Raw genomic sequence first — 17,774 nt, 5'->3', positions numbered from 1 at the left:
CAATAAATTGTGCCTTGTTGTACATAAACAATGGTTGAAAGCATAATGGCCGCATCGACATTACCATCTGTAATTTCTAGCAAAAACTCCTTTTACTTTTATTTCTTTTTCAAAGGATTGGTGCAACAAAATTCGATATCCATATTTGGAAACTGATTTCTCAATATCAAATAGGGAGTTGCCATAAGACAGATGGTTTACGTGTGAGATAATCACGGCAATCATATTGGTTTTGCTCCTTCTTAAAGGGTGTGGTGTATAATTGTACTCAAATGCAATATCTTGAATCATCTTTTTAGTTGCGTTGCTGATATCAAAACTATTATTAAGCCCTTTGGACACTGTTGATAGTGAAAAGTCGGTGAGATATGATATTTTTTTTAAGGTCATCATAGTGATTTATCTTGAAACTTTTCCGCTTATATCACCTTGGAGCATTTTTTCAATTTCTTGAAGCGTTGCTAAATTATAATCTCCGGAAATTGTATGCTTTAAACAGCAGGCGGCTACTGCAAAGTCCAATGTTCTTTGCAAATCTTTATTATATTCCAAAAGTCCATAAATCAATCCGCCCATAAATGCATCACCACTTCCAACTCTGTCCACAACAGGTCTAACATCTTTAATGTCTGAAGTAAAAATTTGATTTCCATCATACAAGATGCCTCCAATTTGCTGATATGAAGCACTGATAGAGTTTCTTAATGTTGTGGCAGCAATAGTTAAATTTGGACACAACTCAAACAACGTCTGGTATAGCGGAGCCAGTGCTTTTTTATCCTGATATTTTGGTTTGATTTTCTCTTTTCCCAACATAAAAAAGGCAGTCTCAAGATCACCAAGCATCACATTGGTGTATTGGAGCAATTCAGGCATAACGTCTTTAGGGAATTTTCCGTATTGCCAAAGTTTAGATCGGAAATTAAGATCTGAAGAAACAGTGACTCCTAATTCATGGGCTGCAATTACGGCCTCTAAACAAACTTGCGCAGCCGAGTCCGAGATAGCAGGTGTAACCCCACTCCAATGAAACCAAGTAGCGCCCTGAAAGACTTCCTCCCAATTGATAGAGCCTTTTTGAATGGTTGCCATAGAACTGTTCGCTCTGTCATAAACCACATTACTTCCCCTTGAGCTAACACCTTGTTCAAGGTAATACACACCTAATCGATCCCCACCAAACTGTATTTTCGTAGACTCCACATTAAATTTCCGCATTTCCTTCAAGGCACAATGCCCAATATCATTATTAGGAATACGTGTCACAAAGACTGTTGGGACACCGTAATTAACCAAAGAAACCGCAACATTAAATTCACTACCACCATAAGTTGCTTCAAAGAATTTAGCCTGCGAAAATCGTAAATGATGTTCGGTTGAAAATCGCAGCATTATCTCTCCAAATGTGACCACTTTTTGCATATTCACTTTAAAATTTTACTTCTTATAATTTTAACTTTCTTTTTCCCCCTTAGCTGTATGATGCTTTATTTCCCAAGTGGTAAATCTTCGAATATATTGATAGTCATCATTCATATATTGATGAGTCAAACCCCATCGTAAAATATGCGTTGGATGTATCTCCGCATCTACAGTTCGGTTTAATCCAATGGCATGGGGCGCTCCCTTAACAATGGATTTTATTTCAAAATTAATTCCATCAGGAGCCCATTGGACTGTGTTTTTTTCTGGACCATCTGTGGTTATCAGAGAGGCTATGCCGCCATTATACTTCCAAACACAAATCTCATGACCGCTATTGGAGATCGGATTGTAGGGAGATTTTATATAAGGCCCCTTTGGATTCTCAGCAATAGCAACGCCATGCCTAATTTGTCGGCCACCAAAAGTTATAGCTTCGCCCATTTGCTCTCCTTTATAGTACAAATAAAACTTTCCTTTATATGGTATTATACAAGGGTCATGGGTTTTGTGACTATCAAAATCCCCCTTTTTCTCAACGGCAAATCTGCTATCTATATCATCTTTCCAAATGCCATTATTTGCAGGACTTAATATTGGTCCAACACTTTTAGTCCAAGGACCATAAGGTGAATTTGCCCAAGCTAAAGCCACCTCTTCTTTTACTCTCACTGTATAAGGACATTTTACGGTTTGATAAGTAAGGTAGTATATTCCGTCATGCTCCATAATTTCTGGAGTAAAAACAGAACGATCATCATAAGTCCCAGCTTTTCCTCTAGCTACAGCTAAACCTTCTTCTTTCCATGTAATTCCATCATAAGATGTTGCATACCATATATCACACCTATCCCAAGGAAACACTTTACTGTTTTCAAGATTACCAGCAAAACCGTCAGTAGGACCTACAGATTTCGAATACCACACAAAATATTTATTATTATACTTAATCATCGCGCTAGGATCTCTCCTTACAATGCCTTCTTCGTATGCTAAATCGCCTTTTACATCTTCAACTTCATACTCAAAAAACCATTCGTTTCCTAAATCCATTGGCCATTGTAATGCTCTCTTACTAGCTGCGCTTAAATAATCTTTATTTGTAATTCCCAAAAAATCCAACTGTTCGTCTGTTATTTCTATTCTCATATATTTATTTTTGTTCAAATGGCTCTAATTTCTCCCAGTTAAAAATCACTCCAATCCCTGGGTTTTCTGGCGCAACCGCTCTGTAATCTTTAACTACCAGAGGTCGCATCGTATACTCATCAATAGGGAAACTATGCACTTCTAACCATCCAGAATTAGGTTGTGAAGACACTAGGCTCACGTGTAACTCTTGCATGCCGTGAGAACATGCTGGAATATCGTATTTAGCAGCCAATTTAGCGGCAGCCAACCATCCAGTAATACCTCCACAGTTAGAGGCATCTGGTTGAATAAACGCTAATTTTGATTGTTCCATGGCATATCCAAATTCATGAATAGTATGTAGATTTTCCCCCATAGCCAAAGGAAATCCAGTTTCATCAACTATCTCACCGTAACCTTTGTAGTTATCAGGAATGATGGGTTCTTCAAACCAGGTGATATCATATTGCTTAAAACCCTCAATAGCATTGATAGCTTCCTGTATGGTCATAGAATAATTGGCATCGACCATAAATGTGACATCTGGACCAACATATTCTCTTACTGCTTTGATACGTTCCAAATCTTCATTTAAATTTTCTCGACCAATTTTAATCTTAATCGCATTAAAACCACGTTCTAGATAATTTTTTATGTTGGCTAAGAGTTTTTCCAAAGGAAACATTAAGTCGATTCCGCCACAGTATGCTTTACAAGTATTTCCCTCACCACCTGCCATTTTCCATAATGGTTGATCCGCTTTTTTACAACGAATATCCCAAAGCGCGATGTCTACGGCAGAAATTGCAAACGATGCAATTCCACCCCTACCGACGTAATGGATATGCCATTCTAAAAATTCGTAGATTCCTTCAATATCCGCACCATCTTTACCTATAAGCGCACTAGTGAAATCGTGCTCTAACATAGCCTTAATGGCAAAACCACCTTTCCCTCCTGTATAGGTGTACCCAGTACCCTCGCTCCCATCCTCCAAAGTTATACTTACGGTAACTAACTCAAAATGATAATGATCTCCGTGTTTTGCATCAGAAAGGACTTCTAGCAAAGGAACCGTAAACAACTGGGTTTGTATTTTAGAGATTCTAGTACTCATACTTTAACTATATTTTATGTTTGATATAAAAAGTTTTCTTTTCTAGATATTGTTCAAAACCATATTTACCGTCTTCACCTCCTGAACCCGATAACTTATAGCCATTGTGAAAGCCTTGATGTTGTTCGCCATGACCTCTATTTACATAAATCTCTCCATATTCAAGTTCTTCATTACACTTCATGATTGTATTCATATCATTGGTAAATATCATGGCGGCTAAACCATAGTGACTGTCATTGGCATAGCAAATAACCTCTTCAAAGGTTTTGAATTTCAAAACTGGTAGTATTGGCCCAAACGATTCTTCGTGCACAATAGTCATGTCCTGAGTTACATTAGTGAGTACTGTTGGTTCAAACCAGAATCCATTATTAAACTGCGCCCCTTCAGGACGCTTTCCTCCTGTTGCTATTGTTGCTCCCTCCTTGACACTTATTTCTACTAAGCGCTCCATGTTTTTCAATTCTGCATCATTAATCTTTGGTCCCATATCAGTATCATGCAACATGGGATCTCCCACTTTCAGAGCTTTTGCTGCTGCAATGAACTTTATCATAAACACATCATAAATCTCTTCATGAAGGTACATACGCTCATTACAGGTACAGACCTGTCCGCAGTTGTCAAAACGTGAATGCAAAGCAGAAGCTACAGCAGCATCAATATCTGCGTCCTCAAACACTATAAAAGGAGCCTTTCCACCTAGCTCTAATTGAACGTGGGTTAGGTTAACGGCCGCATTCCGTGCAATTTGCTGTCCTACTGTAGTAGAACCTGTCATTGTTACCATTTTGGTTATAGGGTTTTCTACCAAGGCATTACCCATAAGACGTCCAGGTCCAGTTAAAATATTGATTACTCCCGCAGGAATACCTACTTTGTTGGCGAGATACCCTAATTCTAAAGTCGCTAAAGGTGTTTCCGAAGCAGGCTTTATTACAATAGTATTTCCTGCAATTAAAGCTGGCCCCAATTTTCTTGCAGCTAACGCTAATGGGAAGTTCCATGCGGTTATAGCAACAACGACTCCTCTAGGAATTTTTTGAATCCAGATCTGTTCATTTGGATTATCGGAAGGAACGATATCTCCTTCTATTCGGCGCGCACCTTCACAAGCGTATTCTATAAAAGAAGCAGCTGCAGCAACCTCCCCTTTCGCAACTTTCAATAATTTCCCTTGCTCTTTAACAAGCAATTCAGCCAAATATTCTGAGTTTGCTTTTATTTCAGCGGCAAGTTTATATAATAAATTTGCCCGAGAACGCGCTGGCAGCTTCTTCCATTCTTTCTGTGCACTTTCAGCCGCTTCTAATGCTCTAGCAGCTTCTTCTTCAGTTCCGTTTTGTACGCGTGCAACAATTACTTCAGTTGATGGATTAATAATATCTATTGTTTCCCCTGAAGTTGACGCTACCCACTCTCCATTTATAAAAAGCTGATAAACTTTTATTTCTGTCATGATTTTCGTTTTATTTTTTAATTCTGTTTTCTATGTATATCCACCCTTCAGCAGCTTCATAATAATTTTTTCTGCATGATTTCCAATCATTCGTCTAGAGTAAGTTCAGATAATTTCTTCTACATTTATTTCCTTTACCCTTTAGTGATATTTGGAAGACAGATCTTTCACGTCTGAAATATTTTCACCTCATAATTAAAGCTCTGCCGTTCGATCTGGAAATATAGACTTCAACCCCCACTTCGTAAAGAGCTTCCCTTTTTTTTCCAAGATAAAGTTACATTTGAGTAACCGAATTGTTATATATGATTAACAACAGTGATAGAATCTAAAGAGAATTCGATTTCCGCACCTTGCGATCACCATTAACACCTAATTCTTGGCACTCTTTTATATTCTAAGTAATTTCTTTATAGCAATTCCCTGTTTTAAGTCTCGCATGGTATGGCGAACAAACAGTACTATAATTTAAACCTATGTCAATCTCACTTCTCTTGAAACTGATTTATCTATATTAGGGATATGTGATGTCTACTTTATCGAAAACCAAAATCAGAGCATCCCGTATCATCCGATGAAATTGCTACTATCCCCATTAGTTTTTATCTGACTATCTACCCATCCAACCACCGTCCACAAGAACAATCGCTCCATTCATATAACTGGCAGCTTCCGACGCTAGAAACACGGTGGGCCCAGCAAAATCTTCAGCTTCCCCCCAGCGTCCTGCCGGAATACGAGATAAGATCGATTCTGACCTTATAGGATCCTTACGTAATGCCTCGGTATTGTCTGTAGATATATACCCCGGCGCAATGGCATTTACGTTTACACCTTTTGCAGCCCATTCATTAGCAAAGGCCATCGTCATCTGTCCAATAGCACCCTTACTTGCAGCATAACCGGGCACTGTAACTCCACCTTGAAAGGTTAATAATGAAGCAGTGAATATTATTTTTCCAAATCCACGAGCTACCATTTCCTTGCCAATTTCTCGAGTTAATATGAATTGTGCATTTTGGTTTACTTCAATTACCTTATCCCACAATTCATCTGAATGTTCAGCCGCGGGAGCTCTTAAAATGGTTCCCGCATTGTTTACCAAGACATCAATTTGTGGATGGTCTTTTTTTACTTCAGCAATAAATTGGTACAATGTTTTTCTATCTGAAAAATCACATTGGTATGCACTGAATTTTTTTCCACGGGCTACCACTTCTTTTTCTACGGCACTTCCAGACAATTCTAATGATGCCGAAACCCCAATAATATTTGCACCGGCTTCTGCCAATCCAATAGCCATGGCTTTGCCAATTCCTCTTTTACAACCTGTAACCAATACTGTTTTACCTTCTAAACTAAATTTATTTAATACACTCATTTCTATTTTTTTAATTATGATTCAATTCTATAAGCTACAATCCATCAACACCTTCATGCCGTCGGGATTCTTATCGATATTTTCGAAAACCTGCTGAATGTTACTCAACGGCTGCACATCCGTTATCATAGCCTCAAATGGTAATTTGTTAGCATTTATTAATGCAATTGATTTTTCATAATCCTCTTTTTCATAAACACGTGCGCCAATTAATTTCAATTCTTTCCAAAAAAACTTAAATAAATCAACAGGTTTTTTTTCTCCATGAATTGCCACCATAACTATTCGGCCTCTTATTCCAGCCACTTCTGTCATAACATCTAGAGCAGATTGAACTCCAGCCACCTCAAAAACCACATCGGCGAGCCTTCCTTCAGTCTGCTCTTTCACATACGCAACCACATCAACCTGCATCGGATTAACAGTAGTTAATCCTAATTCTTTCGCTTTTGCAATTCTTGTTTCGTTTATTTCTGAAACAATCACTTGAGCACCTGATTCTTTTGCCACCAAGGCAATTAGTAAACCTATTGGACCCCCACCTAATATAACTACCGTTTCGCCCGCCTGTAAACCACTCATTCTAACATCGTGAGTAGCCACGGATAATGGCTCAATTAGGGCTGCTAATTTAAGATCAGTATCATTATTTAATTTATGAAGAACGAATGCTGGAACATTCCAATACTCTTGCATTGCACCGGGACTATCAATACCGATAAATTTCAATTCTTCACAAATGTGATTGAAACCCTTATCAGAAGGCTTAACTTTTCTATCATCCAATGGTCTAACTACAACTTTGTCCCCAATGACAAAATCTGAGACACCCTCTCCAACTGCGTCAATTACTCCTGACATTTCGTGCCCAATGGTTACTGGAATATTCACACGTTTATCCATCATTCCATGATAGATATGTACATCAGTTCCACAAACACCTACAAATGCGACTTTGATGCGTACTTCATTTTTAGATGGTTGCTCTTTTTCTTTTTCGAATATCGTAAATGTTTTATTGCCCTCATATTGGGTTGCCATCATCTTAGTTTTCATATACATTGATTTATAAGTTTTAAATTTATTTGATCTGATTTTAGAAAAAAGAGACCCCCTCTTCGTCATTAAAATGAAATACCTTTTGTATTAAATCAACAACCAAAATAGATTAAAACAAATGCACGAGCAGCTTTAGCTACTTGACAAAAACTTTACATGTAAACAAAACAAGGGTGTGCAGAAAATGTTAGTTGTGTTTTAAAGTGAATTAATGAAATCTTCTAGATTAACACTTCGCGCTAAATCCATTTTTTTTCTGATGCGATGCCTTGAAGTATGCACGGATTCCACAGAAATACCCAGAAGCCGGGCCATATCTTTACTTGACAAATTTAATTTTATCAAAGCGCATATTTTTTGATCGCCTTGACTAAGATTAGGATATTTTTCATAAACTTTATCGTAGAATTCCTTATTCACATCAATAAAGCGCAACTTGAACTCCTCCCAATTATTATTGTTACCACTAGAAACAGTTCTTAGGACCTTATTTATTTCGTGAATTTTTATTTTATCACTCCCTACTCTAATTTTTGACTTTAAGTCTTTTAAAAACTCATCCTTTTCTATAAGCTGAAGTGCAGAAGAAGCAAGCTCTTTGTTCTTCATCTCAATCAACTCCCGTTGTTTTTGAATTTCTAATTCCTTATTTCTTGCAATTAATTCCTTTTCTATTTTATGCCTTGAACGCAGGTACTTAAAATAGGCGAAACCAATAATAGTTATAAAAACTATTGATCCTAATAAAATGATTAATTGAAGTTTATTTATCTTATCCTCTTGCTCCAACTGTTTTAAATACTGATGCTGTATAAGCTTTTCTTGGCGATCTTTTTCTACAAGATAATCATTCCTTATTTCAAGTAAAGATTGATTTATAGACCCTCTAGCATCAAAATATTTAGAATCTAATTCTTTAGCCTTTCCTTGACTTTCAAATGCGCTTTTGTAATCATTTTTCTTGACATATATTTGTGTAAGTTTTTCATATACTAGCGGAGTAAAATCAATATGACTTTTATTATATTCAGAAACTTTTAGAGATTTTAGATAATATCCTTCACTTTCATCAAGAAGGGATAAATTCAGATACACATCCCCTAAGTACTTATAAAATAAGACGAGGTAAGTTGGTTCATTTTCTTTAAACCACGGATAAATACTATCCATAATTTCAATGGCTTTTTGATTCTCATTATTTAAGGCCAATAAATTCGCTTTTTCAAACTCTAAGTATTCATAAGGTAAAATTTTATTATCATTTGAATAATATAAATAGGAACTGTCTAAATAAACCTTTGTTAATTCTTTACGCTCCAACTCTCTGTTTGTAACTGCAATTGAATAATAATAAGGCACTAAATCTGATGGTTTAAGATCAGAATTTTTCACTAATTCCTTTTGAAGTTCTAAAGCTTTTTTAAGATACTTAATTGACTCCCTTTCTCTTTTGTAATAGCTGTAAATTCTTCCTAACCTATAATATATAACAGACTTCTGTCTTGCATCGTCCGTATTATCAATCAAAATGAGTGCACTCCATAAAGCATCATAAGATTGTGCGTATTTAGCATTATTCTCTAACACCATTGATTTTTCAAGCAAACTATTGGTTGCATTCGTTGTGTCATTTAACTGTAAATACTTTTTGTAACTGTAATCAAATAAAGCTACAGCACTATCTGGATTTTGAGACCTTATTTGCAAACCCTCTGTAAAATATTTATCAGGCTTTGTCACTTCCTGAGAAAACCCAGAAGCAATTATGCAAAAAGCACTCAAAAAGCAAACTTTAAATTTGAAAGTAACGGAATTGCTAAAATTTCTGAAAAGTATTGTCATTCTAATATAATATTATGATTTATTTAAAAAGGGTGTTATACTAATATGGAAAGATAATCAAAGTCTGAAAAAAACAAAATTACAATACCCCAAAAAAAAAAAACAAAACTAGAATGCTCAAAATTAATGACTTAAACCCAAACCATTGATTTAACAGAAAAACACCAGTGACCTCCTATATTATTTAGCATATAATCCTCCCATGTTTTTTTGCTTGCTGAACATTAGAAACATGGCTATCATCCAAACCTATCTAATTAAAAAAGCCAGCGATAAAAATTGGAGATCATACTCATTTTTAGTAGAATCACAATTTAAAAGTTTTGCATATAAATAAGTGCTCATTGCAAAAGGACTGTAGTCCATAAAAATATATGAATCATAGGTAAAAAAATGCTTTAATGGAGTTTCAATTATGAGCACTTAGCTTTCGGAGCTAGTTCAGATTTTTAAATAATTTAGAAGGATTGGAAACAAACCTATATTCAATTTATAGATAAATATGCAATAAAAGAATTTAAAGAAAACAACACTTACAAAGTTAAGCTTCCTGAAATAGACTCAACATAGGTCATTTTTTAAAAAACTTCACCTAGTGGGTGGGGATATTTTGAGATAATGATTTTAAAAATGTGCATACTAAGCAGAAACTGTCGAACAATTATATTAATACACAAATCAGAGTTTTATAATACGTAAGTTAACCCATGATACAAATTGAATGATAATTAGTGCTCGAATATCACTAAAAGCCCTTTAATGCTAAAGTAATGAGAATGACTCTTATATGTATAATTCTAATATGCAGGCAGAATCAAGTTAATTAAACCCAAATAAATAGAGTTGTTCAGTTTTTGTCAAGTAGCACAATTTAATTATTGTTAATATTTTAACAATATTTGAGAAGGTTTAATTAAAATTCACAAAAAACATGAAATCAATATTACGAATACGTAATCTCAAACAATGCGGCATAACCGCACTGATGTTAATTAGTTTCAGTTTAATTCAGGCCCAGAGCCTAGGAATAAGCGGAAATGTGACGGCTGATGGGAAACCAATCCCTGGGGTCAATATCATTGTGAAAGGCACAAACAACGGTACCATTACAAATTTTGATGGCAACTACCAGATTAACGCCAAAACTAATGATGTTTTATTATTTAGTTATATAGGGTTTAAAACCAAAGAAATTACGGTAGGGAACAATACGACAATAAATTTAGTATTAGAAATCGATTCTTCCGAATTAGATGAAGTAGTTGTAGTAGGCTATGGAACTCAGCGAAAAATAGAAGTAACTGGGGCTGTCAATAATGTTAAAGCCGAAGACATTATCAGAACTGCTGTTTCAGATATTGGAACAGCACTACAAGGTCAAGTAGCGGGCGTGAATATTCAAGCATCAAGTGGAAGACCAGGAGAAGCTGCCAATGTTCAGATTAGAGGCTTGGGTTCTGTCAATTCTTCAGCATTAGGCCCATTGTACGTAGTAGACGGTGTGCCTTTAGGAAACAGTGATCCTGGTATTGCTCCAGAACAAATTGAATCCATTGACATCTTAAAAGATGGGGCGTCTGCATCCATTTATGGCGTTAGAGGTGCCAATGGTGTAATTTTAATTAAAACAAAAAGAGGTACAGCGGGAAAATTGACGATTGACCTAACTACTTATACAGGGATACAAAATATCACTTCAGGGACACCTTTGATGAATACATTACAACAAATGTATGCTGAAGAAGTAAAACTTGAAGCATTAGGACTAGCTCCTTTAATATTTTTCTTTAACCCCAATGCTTTAGATTATAATTCCGATTTTGTTGCCGAAGTTCAAAATGATAATGCGATAACACAAAATTACAACCTGCAACTATCTGGGGGAAATGAGGATTTAACTTTAAGTTTTAATACAAATTATTTTGATCAAAAAGGAGTTTTAATAAATTCTGGTTTTAACAGATTAAGCAATAGATTAACTGGTGAATTTAAAAAAGGTAAATTCAAAGCCTTTGCGACTATAGGGTTCACAAAAGAAAATAGAGAGGAAGAGCCTTGGTCGTTATATGAATACGCAATTGGCCAAAGACCTTGGCAACCCGGATTAGATCAGCTTCAATCGGTTGGTGACAACGGAGTCATAATTCCCGTTCGAAATGAAATTTTATATAGTTACTTATCTCAGCAACTAAAAAATATTGATGAAAGAGAAGTAAACAGCACTAACATTGCCTTTAATGTAGAATATGAATTGCTTGAGGGTTTGAAATATAAAATTAGCCTAGGTAGAAACATCTGGAACTATCAGAGAAAATTCTTTAGACCTCAATATTTGGTATATGGAATCGATGGCACTTTAAAACCCACAGCTTCTCGCGAGCAAGCGCTTTTAAATGAAGACTTTATATGGTCAGAAAGAAATTCTATAGAGAATATTGCAACCTATAATAAAAGCTATGGAGCCCATAGTTTTGACTTAACTGGCGTGTTAGCGTATGAAAGTTTGGATAATAAAACTCTTGGAACTGGAGTGATCTTTAGCGAAGATGCTACAAATGATCTTCAAAACTTAAGCTCTGGAGCAGAAGCATTAACACCAGTTGGAGTTGACAACAGATCTACTCTAGCAGGAAAAATGTTAAGACTTCAATACAATTATGATGATAGGTATCTACTTTCAGGAAGAATAAGACGCGACGGATCTTCGAAGTTCTCAGATTCAAACAAGTATGGCACTTTCTTAGGATTTTCGGCAGGATGGAACATTAGCGAAGAGAAATTCTTTGAAAACTTAAATTTACAATCATTAAATAATTTAAAAATAAGAGCAAGTTGGGCAGAGCTTGGAAATGATCAAATTAGAGATTATGCGTATCAATCCGTAATAGAAAGCGGTATAAATTATCCTTTTGGCCCTAATGAAGAACTAGGTTTTGGTTATGTACAAAAGAGGTTTTATGATAAAAACATTAAGTGGGAAACAACTATTTCAAAAAACATTGGAATAGATATCGCCATGTTCAAAAATAAATTAAATTTTACAGCAGATATTTATTCTAACGACAAAAAGGATTTCTTACTTGAAGAACGATTGGCACCTTCAACAGGTACTTCGCAACCACGAGCAAGTGGCGTTTATGATGTTAAAGTGATTAATGCAGGGAACATGATTAATAAAGGGATGGAGTTTGCATTGAGCTATAAAAATATAACTGAAAAAGGCCTCAATTACCAACTTTCTGCAACCTTTACTAAAAATAAAAACAAAGTTACAGATTTAAATGGAATTCAAAGAGGTTATGCAAATGGTAGACCTGTATTATCGCAAGGAGAAAATATAGATTATACAACCTATTTGGCAGTAGGTCATGAAGCTGGAGCATTTTTCTTAGTGAAAAATGCGGGGGTTATAAAAGACGTTGCAGAATTAGCTGAATATAGAACAATTGATGCAAGCGCACAACTAGGGGATATGAGATATATTGATCAAAATGGAGATAATAAGATTGATGATAATGATAGAGTCTATTCAGGATCCGGACAATCTGAATTTGAGGCTGGGTTTAATCTAAATCTTGAGTATAAAAATTTTGACTTTTTTGCTCAAACATATTATGCTCATGGTGCAAAAATTTATAATGGAGCAAAACTATATGCTTACCAAATAGGTCGACACACGGACCAATTCTATATGTGGACTCCGCAGAATTCAGATTCTAACATCCCCACAGATAGAGAAAATGCTTTTCATAATAATGTAAGGGCAAGATCAGATTATTTCTTAGAAGACGGAACTTACTTGAGGATAAGAAACCTTACCGTAGGTTACACCATTAATAATTCAAAAGAAAGTGTTGGTATAGAAAAGGTTAGGATTTATCTCTCTTCAGTTAATCCTTTTACATTTACGAAATATGAAGGTTACGATCCTGAAGTTGGTGGAGATGGTTTATTCACAAGAGGTGTTGACAGAGGAAACTACCCAGTTACTCGTCAATTCTTTATAGGTTTTCAATTAAGTTTTTAAAAAATAGAATTATGAAAAAAATAAAAAACATCAGTTTATTTTCCTTTTTCCTTTTCCTTTTAACATACACGAGCTGTAGTGAGGAGGAGTTCTTAGAAGAAATTAACCCAAATGCTATTACTACAGAAACATTTTGGGCTACAGAAAAAAATTTTAATGCAGCACTAACAACTGTATATGGTGCCTTACAATTTCAAAGTATCAGTGGAGGCTCACTGCAGTATGATTATGTGCGTGGAGATATTGCGGGCACAGAATCTTGGTATCGACCATATGCCTTTAGAAATCTGACCTATAATGATGGGATCTATTATGTATCGGATAAATGGAACGAATTGTACGTTGGCATCTTCAGAGCAAATCAAGTTATTGAATATATCCAAGAGGCGGACGACAGCAAGTTTTCGGGAAACAGTAAATTAGAAATTGAAGCCCAAGCAAGATTTTTGAGAGCGTTTTTTTATTTTGAAGTTGCTCATAATTATGGCGGAGCAGTACTTCGAACACAAGTAAGCGATGAATCTTTACCTTTTTCGTCAATAGAAGAAGTAACTAACACTGTTATTATTCCTGATTTAGAATTTGCACAAAACCACCTTCCTAAGTCTTGGGATGCTAGCAGTTTAGGAAGAGTTACTTGGGGATCTGCAAAATCACTTCTAGGGAAAGTATATTTATTTAATGAAAATTGGCAAATGGCTTCAGATATGTTTGAAGAAGTAATCAACTCAGGCATATATGCTTTGACACCAAAAATAATGGACAACTTTACTGATGAAAATGAATTTAATTCAGAATCTATCTTTGAAGTGGCTTACTCTGCAGAATTAAACCCTGGAGCAAGTGGAGATGCAGTTGATGATAGCCCAACTGAAAGTGGAGCAGAAGCTTCAACAATAGCATCTGCTATCGGACAATTAAGTTTTGGAGGTTATAATACGGTATTACCTTCTTATTATTTGCATGAACTGTTTTGGTACGATGAAATTGACCCAACAAACCCTATAAATAATTCTGGCAATTTACAATCCAAAAGGATGAACGCCTCAATAGTGCCTCTTAATGGCGAAGGTTTGTACTACGGTCTTAAGATAAATCAACGACCAGGATGGGGGTTTGGACAAAGCGCTTATGTTAAAAAATATACAAACTGGTATCATTTAAGTGCTGAAGATAGCAATAATCGATCTGGCATAAACTTCAGACATATTAGGCTGGCAGATGTGTATTTAATGTATGCGGAGACCCTTATTAAGAATACTGGAGATTATTCAAATGCTATAATCTATATTGATAAGGTCAGAAAAAGAGCAGGTGTTAAAACAATTCAGAAGTATTTAGATGAAAACTCAAACACATTCCCTCAACTTCATGTAAGTGCTCAGGTGCATGGCGTACATCCAATGGTTTCACCCACCTCAGAAACAATAATGACGCATTTACAACGTGTGGAGCGTCCGCTAGAATTATGTTTCGAAGGTCATAGATGGAAGGATTTAGTGCGTTGGGGAATAGTAGATAAAGTATTTTCTGAGCTGCGTGAAGATGAAATATGGAGAGAGAATAACCTTGATTTACTTCAATTAAATAATAACGGCATTGCTCCATTATTTATTAGAGAAAGAGTTAGACCAGATTTCTTTTTGGCAGCGCAAAATTATACGTCAAGTCAGCATGATTATCTTCCTATTCCTTCGAGTGAAGTACAAACAAATAATCAATTAAACAAATAATAGCGATGAAGATTTATAAGATAACAAAAATTAGCATATACCTTTTACTTTTTTTAAGTATAAGCGCATGTGACAACTCTGATGACAATGATTTTAGCGAACCTAATCATAGGGTTATTTATACATCTCAAATGAATTTTGACAATAAAATTGAAGTAAACGGAGAAATTACATTTGGAGACGTATCTACGGGTATAGAATCTAGAACTTGGACTTTTCCATCAGGAGCAGCAAATATTGAAACATCTTCTGAATCAGTAGTTAAAGCAACTTTCAACAAAGTTGGCTCACATAATGTCACTCTACATCAAATATTTAAAGGAAATGCATATGTAGATAAAACTCTAAAAGGCAGAGAACTAGACACTACTATTGTAATTACTGTATTAGAACCTGTTAGCGCTATTGTTCAAGCCTTTAAACTAAATGAGGATGATTCATTGGGAGCTGAGCTTACTATGTCTGATAACGCAGAAAATGAAATTATTGCAAGTGAAAAAGTCAGATTCATTTATTCAGTAATAGGGCAGCCTGAAATATTTCAATGGACATTTGAAGGGGGAAGTCCTCAAACATATGAAGGAGCAAATCCTGAAGTCGATGTAAAATATAGAAGTGTAGGCACTTATGATATGCAATTTATTGCCTCAAGAGAGAGACCATTTGGCGGAGATACAATTCAATTTAAGAAATTAATTAAAGTTATACCTTCAACAAAGCCGGTTGATTTAGAAAGAGTTTTCGATATAGACGGGAAAGTTGCTCTTGAATTTAGTAGAGACATCGATCCATCAACACTTAACCCAGCTCAATTTGCAATAACTATCGAAAATGGCAGTGACGTTATAACGACCAATATTGAATTAGCAGAAGTTGACCCAAGCAATGGAAACATTGTTATATTATCTTTAAACAATGAAAGAATTTATAATGATGATACGATAAAGGTGTCCTATACCCCAGGGACTTTAACGACTTTAGATGGGATGGCCGCTACAGCATTTACAGATGAGATTTTGCTGTTCAATTTAAACAATATTTTAAAAAGTGAAAACTTCGATTATAGCTTTGAGAATTCCACTGCTGCACAATGGCCATACCAATGGTGGGGCGGAACGTGGGGAATGTATGACCTAGCTATCTCTTCATCCCGAGCTCAAGATGGAACGAAAAGTGCTTACATTGAATATCATGAACAAGGAGGCATGATTATTGGTCATAATACTATTGGCGGAACCCCTATTAAGGTGACATTTACATCTGGACAAACATATGAAATTGGAGTTTGGGTGTATGTTGTAGAGCCATGGTTTACTCCAGGCAATTATCCTCTTCCTGGACTTTTTGCTTCTGATCTTAGGATTTACCCATCTAGTTTCGACTTTGAAGCAGTACCTGTTAATTTCGATGAAAATTTCCCGATAGGAGAATGGGTTTATAGATCTAGTTTTATAACCGCAGATTTTTCTGGAGCTATTGATTTAGTTTTGAGAGGATATAATGAGGGCGCAAATCAAAAGTTAAAGTTTTATTTAGACAATTTAACAATAGCCCCGGTAAATTTAAGGCCATAAAACTAAACTAACTTCTTAACATATTAATGAAAAGATAGAGAGTCCCTTTTGGTACTCTCTTCTTTTTTACTCAGTTTATATTACCCACTATAAATGCAAACGTAAATTTTAAAATTTTGTGTATTGGTTTTTGAACACTAACGGTGAACATTTCATGAATTTATGAAATTGCCTGTAAAAAAATGGGAGACTTTCATAACCGCAATCGTATGCAATTTGGCTCACTTGCTTATTGGTTTCCAAGAGCATTTTACTTGCAAGATTAATTCTATACTCATTTACGAATGTAAAAAACGATTTATTTAATGTTTTTTTAAAGAACCTACAGAAAGCTTCATTTCCCATAGACACCAAAGTTGAAACATCATCTAATTTAATTTTATTATTATAATGCTTTTCTACATAATCATACACCAAATCTATCCTGTGATTTGCTTTTAAGTTTAGATTAGGTGAAAATCCTGCAGTGGTCAATAATTCCCTATTATCAGCATCGCATAAACCTTCTAGTAGATAAATAAAGCTTAGCAATCTATCCAACGGTGTTTTTTCCAAAATACTCATTAATTTATTCAGTTTTCCTTCCGAAAAGGATCTATTAAATAGAACACCTTTTGATGCTTGTTTAAACAGCATATTTATATTATAAAATTCTGGCTTTTGAGCCCAGTCTTTACCCAATAATTCGTCATTCCACTGAAATACAATTGATTTTACAGAACCTTTGTGTTGATCTGTGTTTTTCCAACAATGCGGCAAGTTTGCCCCTAATAAAACAAAATCTCCCTCCTCAAATTTTTGAATATTGTTGCCTACATAGCGCATTCCCTTTCCTCTAACAATATACGTTAACTCATACTCAGGATGAAAGTGCCATGGAGCGTCAAATTCTACATCCTCATAAACAAAACAGTGTAAACCGTTTTTATTCGAACTTATTTTTTCAAATTGTGCTTTCAATTAATCTTAAATTATAATCAATTATGTTGTTCAAAAGGCAAAGTTAACTTTTACTTTATCAAAATA

General features: G+C 35.3%; 12 protein-coding genes. 3 read left to right on the top strand and 9 right to left on the bottom strand.

All coding sequences use genetic code 11. From position 1 onward, the window contains the following. Positions 1-60: 60 nt before the first annotated feature. The 8 genes from JEM65_RS05620 to JEM65_RS05585 form a co-directional block, all read right to left on the bottom strand. Positions 61-393, bottom strand: a complete 333-nt coding sequence (locus JEM65_RS05620) for a LacI family DNA-binding transcriptional regulator (protein ID WP_199597954.1) — start codon at positions 391-393, stop codon at positions 61-63. A gap of 6 nt (positions 394-399) precedes the next feature. Then, entirely contained in the window at positions 400-1,422 is a 1,023-nt protein-coding gene (locus tag JEM65_RS05615; protein WP_199597953.1) for a sugar kinase, read from the bottom strand. Between the two features lie 30 nt (positions 1,423-1,452). After that, positions 1,453-2,571, bottom strand: a complete 1,119-nt coding sequence (locus tag JEM65_RS05610) for a glycoside hydrolase family 117 protein (RefSeq protein ID WP_199597994.1) — start codon at positions 2,569-2,571, stop codon at positions 1,453-1,455. Positions 2,572-2,575: 4 nt separating this feature from the next. Beyond that, positions 2,576-3,670: a mandelate racemase/muconate lactonizing enzyme family protein gene (locus tag JEM65_RS05605; RefSeq protein ID WP_199597952.1), complete on the bottom strand. Its 1,095-nt coding sequence runs from the start codon at positions 3,668-3,670 to the stop codon at positions 2,576-2,578. 7 nt (positions 3,671-3,677) lie between these two features. Beyond that, complete coding sequence (aldA, locus tag JEM65_RS05600; protein WP_233530533.1) at positions 3,678-5,132, bottom strand: aldehyde dehydrogenase; 1,455 nt, start codon at positions 5,130-5,132, stop codon at positions 3,678-3,680. Positions 5,133-5,742: 610 nt separating this feature from the next. Next, complete coding sequence (locus JEM65_RS05595; RefSeq protein WP_199597951.1) at positions 5,743-6,513, bottom strand: SDR family NAD(P)-dependent oxidoreductase; 771 nt, start codon at positions 6,511-6,513, stop codon at positions 5,743-5,745. Positions 6,514-6,540: 27 nt separating this feature from the next. Next, a complete protein-coding gene (locus JEM65_RS05590; protein ID WP_199597992.1) occupies positions 6,541-7,557 on the bottom strand; it encodes a zinc-dependent alcohol dehydrogenase in 1,017 nt (338 codons plus the stop codon). Positions 7,558-7,770: 213 nt separating this feature from the next. Further along, positions 7,771-9,414: a hypothetical protein gene (locus JEM65_RS05585; RefSeq protein ID WP_199597950.1), complete on the bottom strand. Its 1,644-nt coding sequence runs from the start codon at positions 9,412-9,414 to the stop codon at positions 7,771-7,773. A gap of 931 nt (positions 9,415-10,345) precedes the next feature. Here JEM65_RS05585 and JEM65_RS05580 point away from each other — a divergent pair. Genes JEM65_RS05580 through JEM65_RS05570 form a run of 3 tightly spaced genes read left to right on the top strand, consistent with a single transcriptional unit; the run spans position 10,346 to position 16,748 of the window. After that, on the top strand, positions 10,346-13,441 hold the full coding sequence (locus JEM65_RS05580) for a SusC/RagA family TonB-linked outer membrane protein (protein ID WP_199597949.1): 3,096 nt from the start codon (positions 10,346-10,348) through the stop codon (positions 13,439-13,441). Positions 13,442-13,452: 11 nt separating this feature from the next. Further along, the gene (locus JEM65_RS05575) at positions 13,453-15,174 is read left to right on the top strand and encodes a RagB/SusD family nutrient uptake outer membrane protein (protein ID WP_199597948.1); all 1,722 of its coding nucleotides are present in this window, start codon (positions 13,453-13,455) and stop codon (positions 15,172-15,174) included. A 5-nt stretch (positions 15,175-15,179) separates the two neighbouring features. After that, positions 15,180-16,748: a hypothetical protein gene (locus JEM65_RS05570; RefSeq protein ID WP_199597947.1), complete on the top strand. Its 1,569-nt coding sequence runs from the start codon at positions 15,180-15,182 to the stop codon at positions 16,746-16,748. Between the two features lie 108 nt (positions 16,749-16,856). On the opposite strand, the gene JEM65_RS05565 is transcribed toward JEM65_RS05570, so the two are convergent. After that, a complete protein-coding gene (locus tag JEM65_RS05565) occupies positions 16,857-17,708 on the bottom strand; it encodes an AraC family transcriptional regulator (RefSeq protein WP_199597946.1) in 852 nt (283 codons plus the stop codon). Positions 17,709-17,774 lie beyond the last annotated feature (66 nt).

The sequence above is a fragment of the Gelidibacter salicanalis genome (genome assembly GCF_016469035.1).
Lineage (GTDB): Bacteria > Bacteroidota > Bacteroidia > Flavobacteriales > Flavobacteriaceae > Gelidibacter > Gelidibacter salicanalis_A.
The sequence above is the reverse complement of the archived record's forward strand: the minus strand, read 5'-3'. Positions and strand labels throughout refer to the sequence as shown.

Bases quoted from the DNA above. Each gene is read 5' to 3' on its own strand.
- aldA (WP_233530533.1), bottom strand. From the start codon at position 5,132: ATGACAGAAATAAAAGTTTATCAGCTTTTTATAAATGGAGAGTGGGTA.
- JEM65_RS05605 (WP_199597952.1), bottom strand. From the start codon at position 3,670: ATGAGTACTAGAATCTCTAAAATACAAACCCAGTTGTTTACGGTTCCT.
- JEM65_RS05585 (WP_199597950.1), bottom strand. From the start codon at position 9,414: ATGACAATACTTTTCAGAAATTTTAGCAATTCCGTTACTTTCAAATTT.
- JEM65_RS05580 (WP_199597949.1), top strand. From the start codon at position 10,346: ATGAAATCAATATTACGAATACGTAATCTCAAACAATGCGGCATAACC.
- JEM65_RS05615 (WP_199597953.1), bottom strand. From the start codon at position 1,422: ATGCAAAAAGTGGTCACATTTGGAGAGATAATGCTGCGATTTTCAACC.
- JEM65_RS05620 (WP_199597954.1), bottom strand. From the start codon at position 393: ATGATGACCTTAAAAAAAATATCATATCTCACCGACTTTTCACTATCA.
- JEM65_RS05595 (WP_199597951.1), bottom strand. From the start codon at position 6,513: ATGAGTGTATTAAATAAATTTAGTTTAGAAGGTAAAACAGTATTGGTT.
- JEM65_RS05575 (WP_199597948.1), top strand. From the start codon at position 13,453: ATGAAAAAAATAAAAAACATCAGTTTATTTTCCTTTTTCCTTTTCCTT.
- JEM65_RS05590 (WP_199597992.1), bottom strand. From the start codon at position 7,557: ATGATGGCAACCCAATATGAGGGCAATAAAACATTTACGATATTCGAA.
- JEM65_RS05570 (WP_199597947.1), top strand. From the start codon at position 15,180: ATGAAGATTTATAAGATAACAAAAATTAGCATATACCTTTTACTTTTT.
- JEM65_RS05610 (WP_199597994.1), bottom strand. From the start codon at position 2,571: ATGAGAATAGAAATAACAGACGAACAGTTGGATTTTTTGGGAATTACA.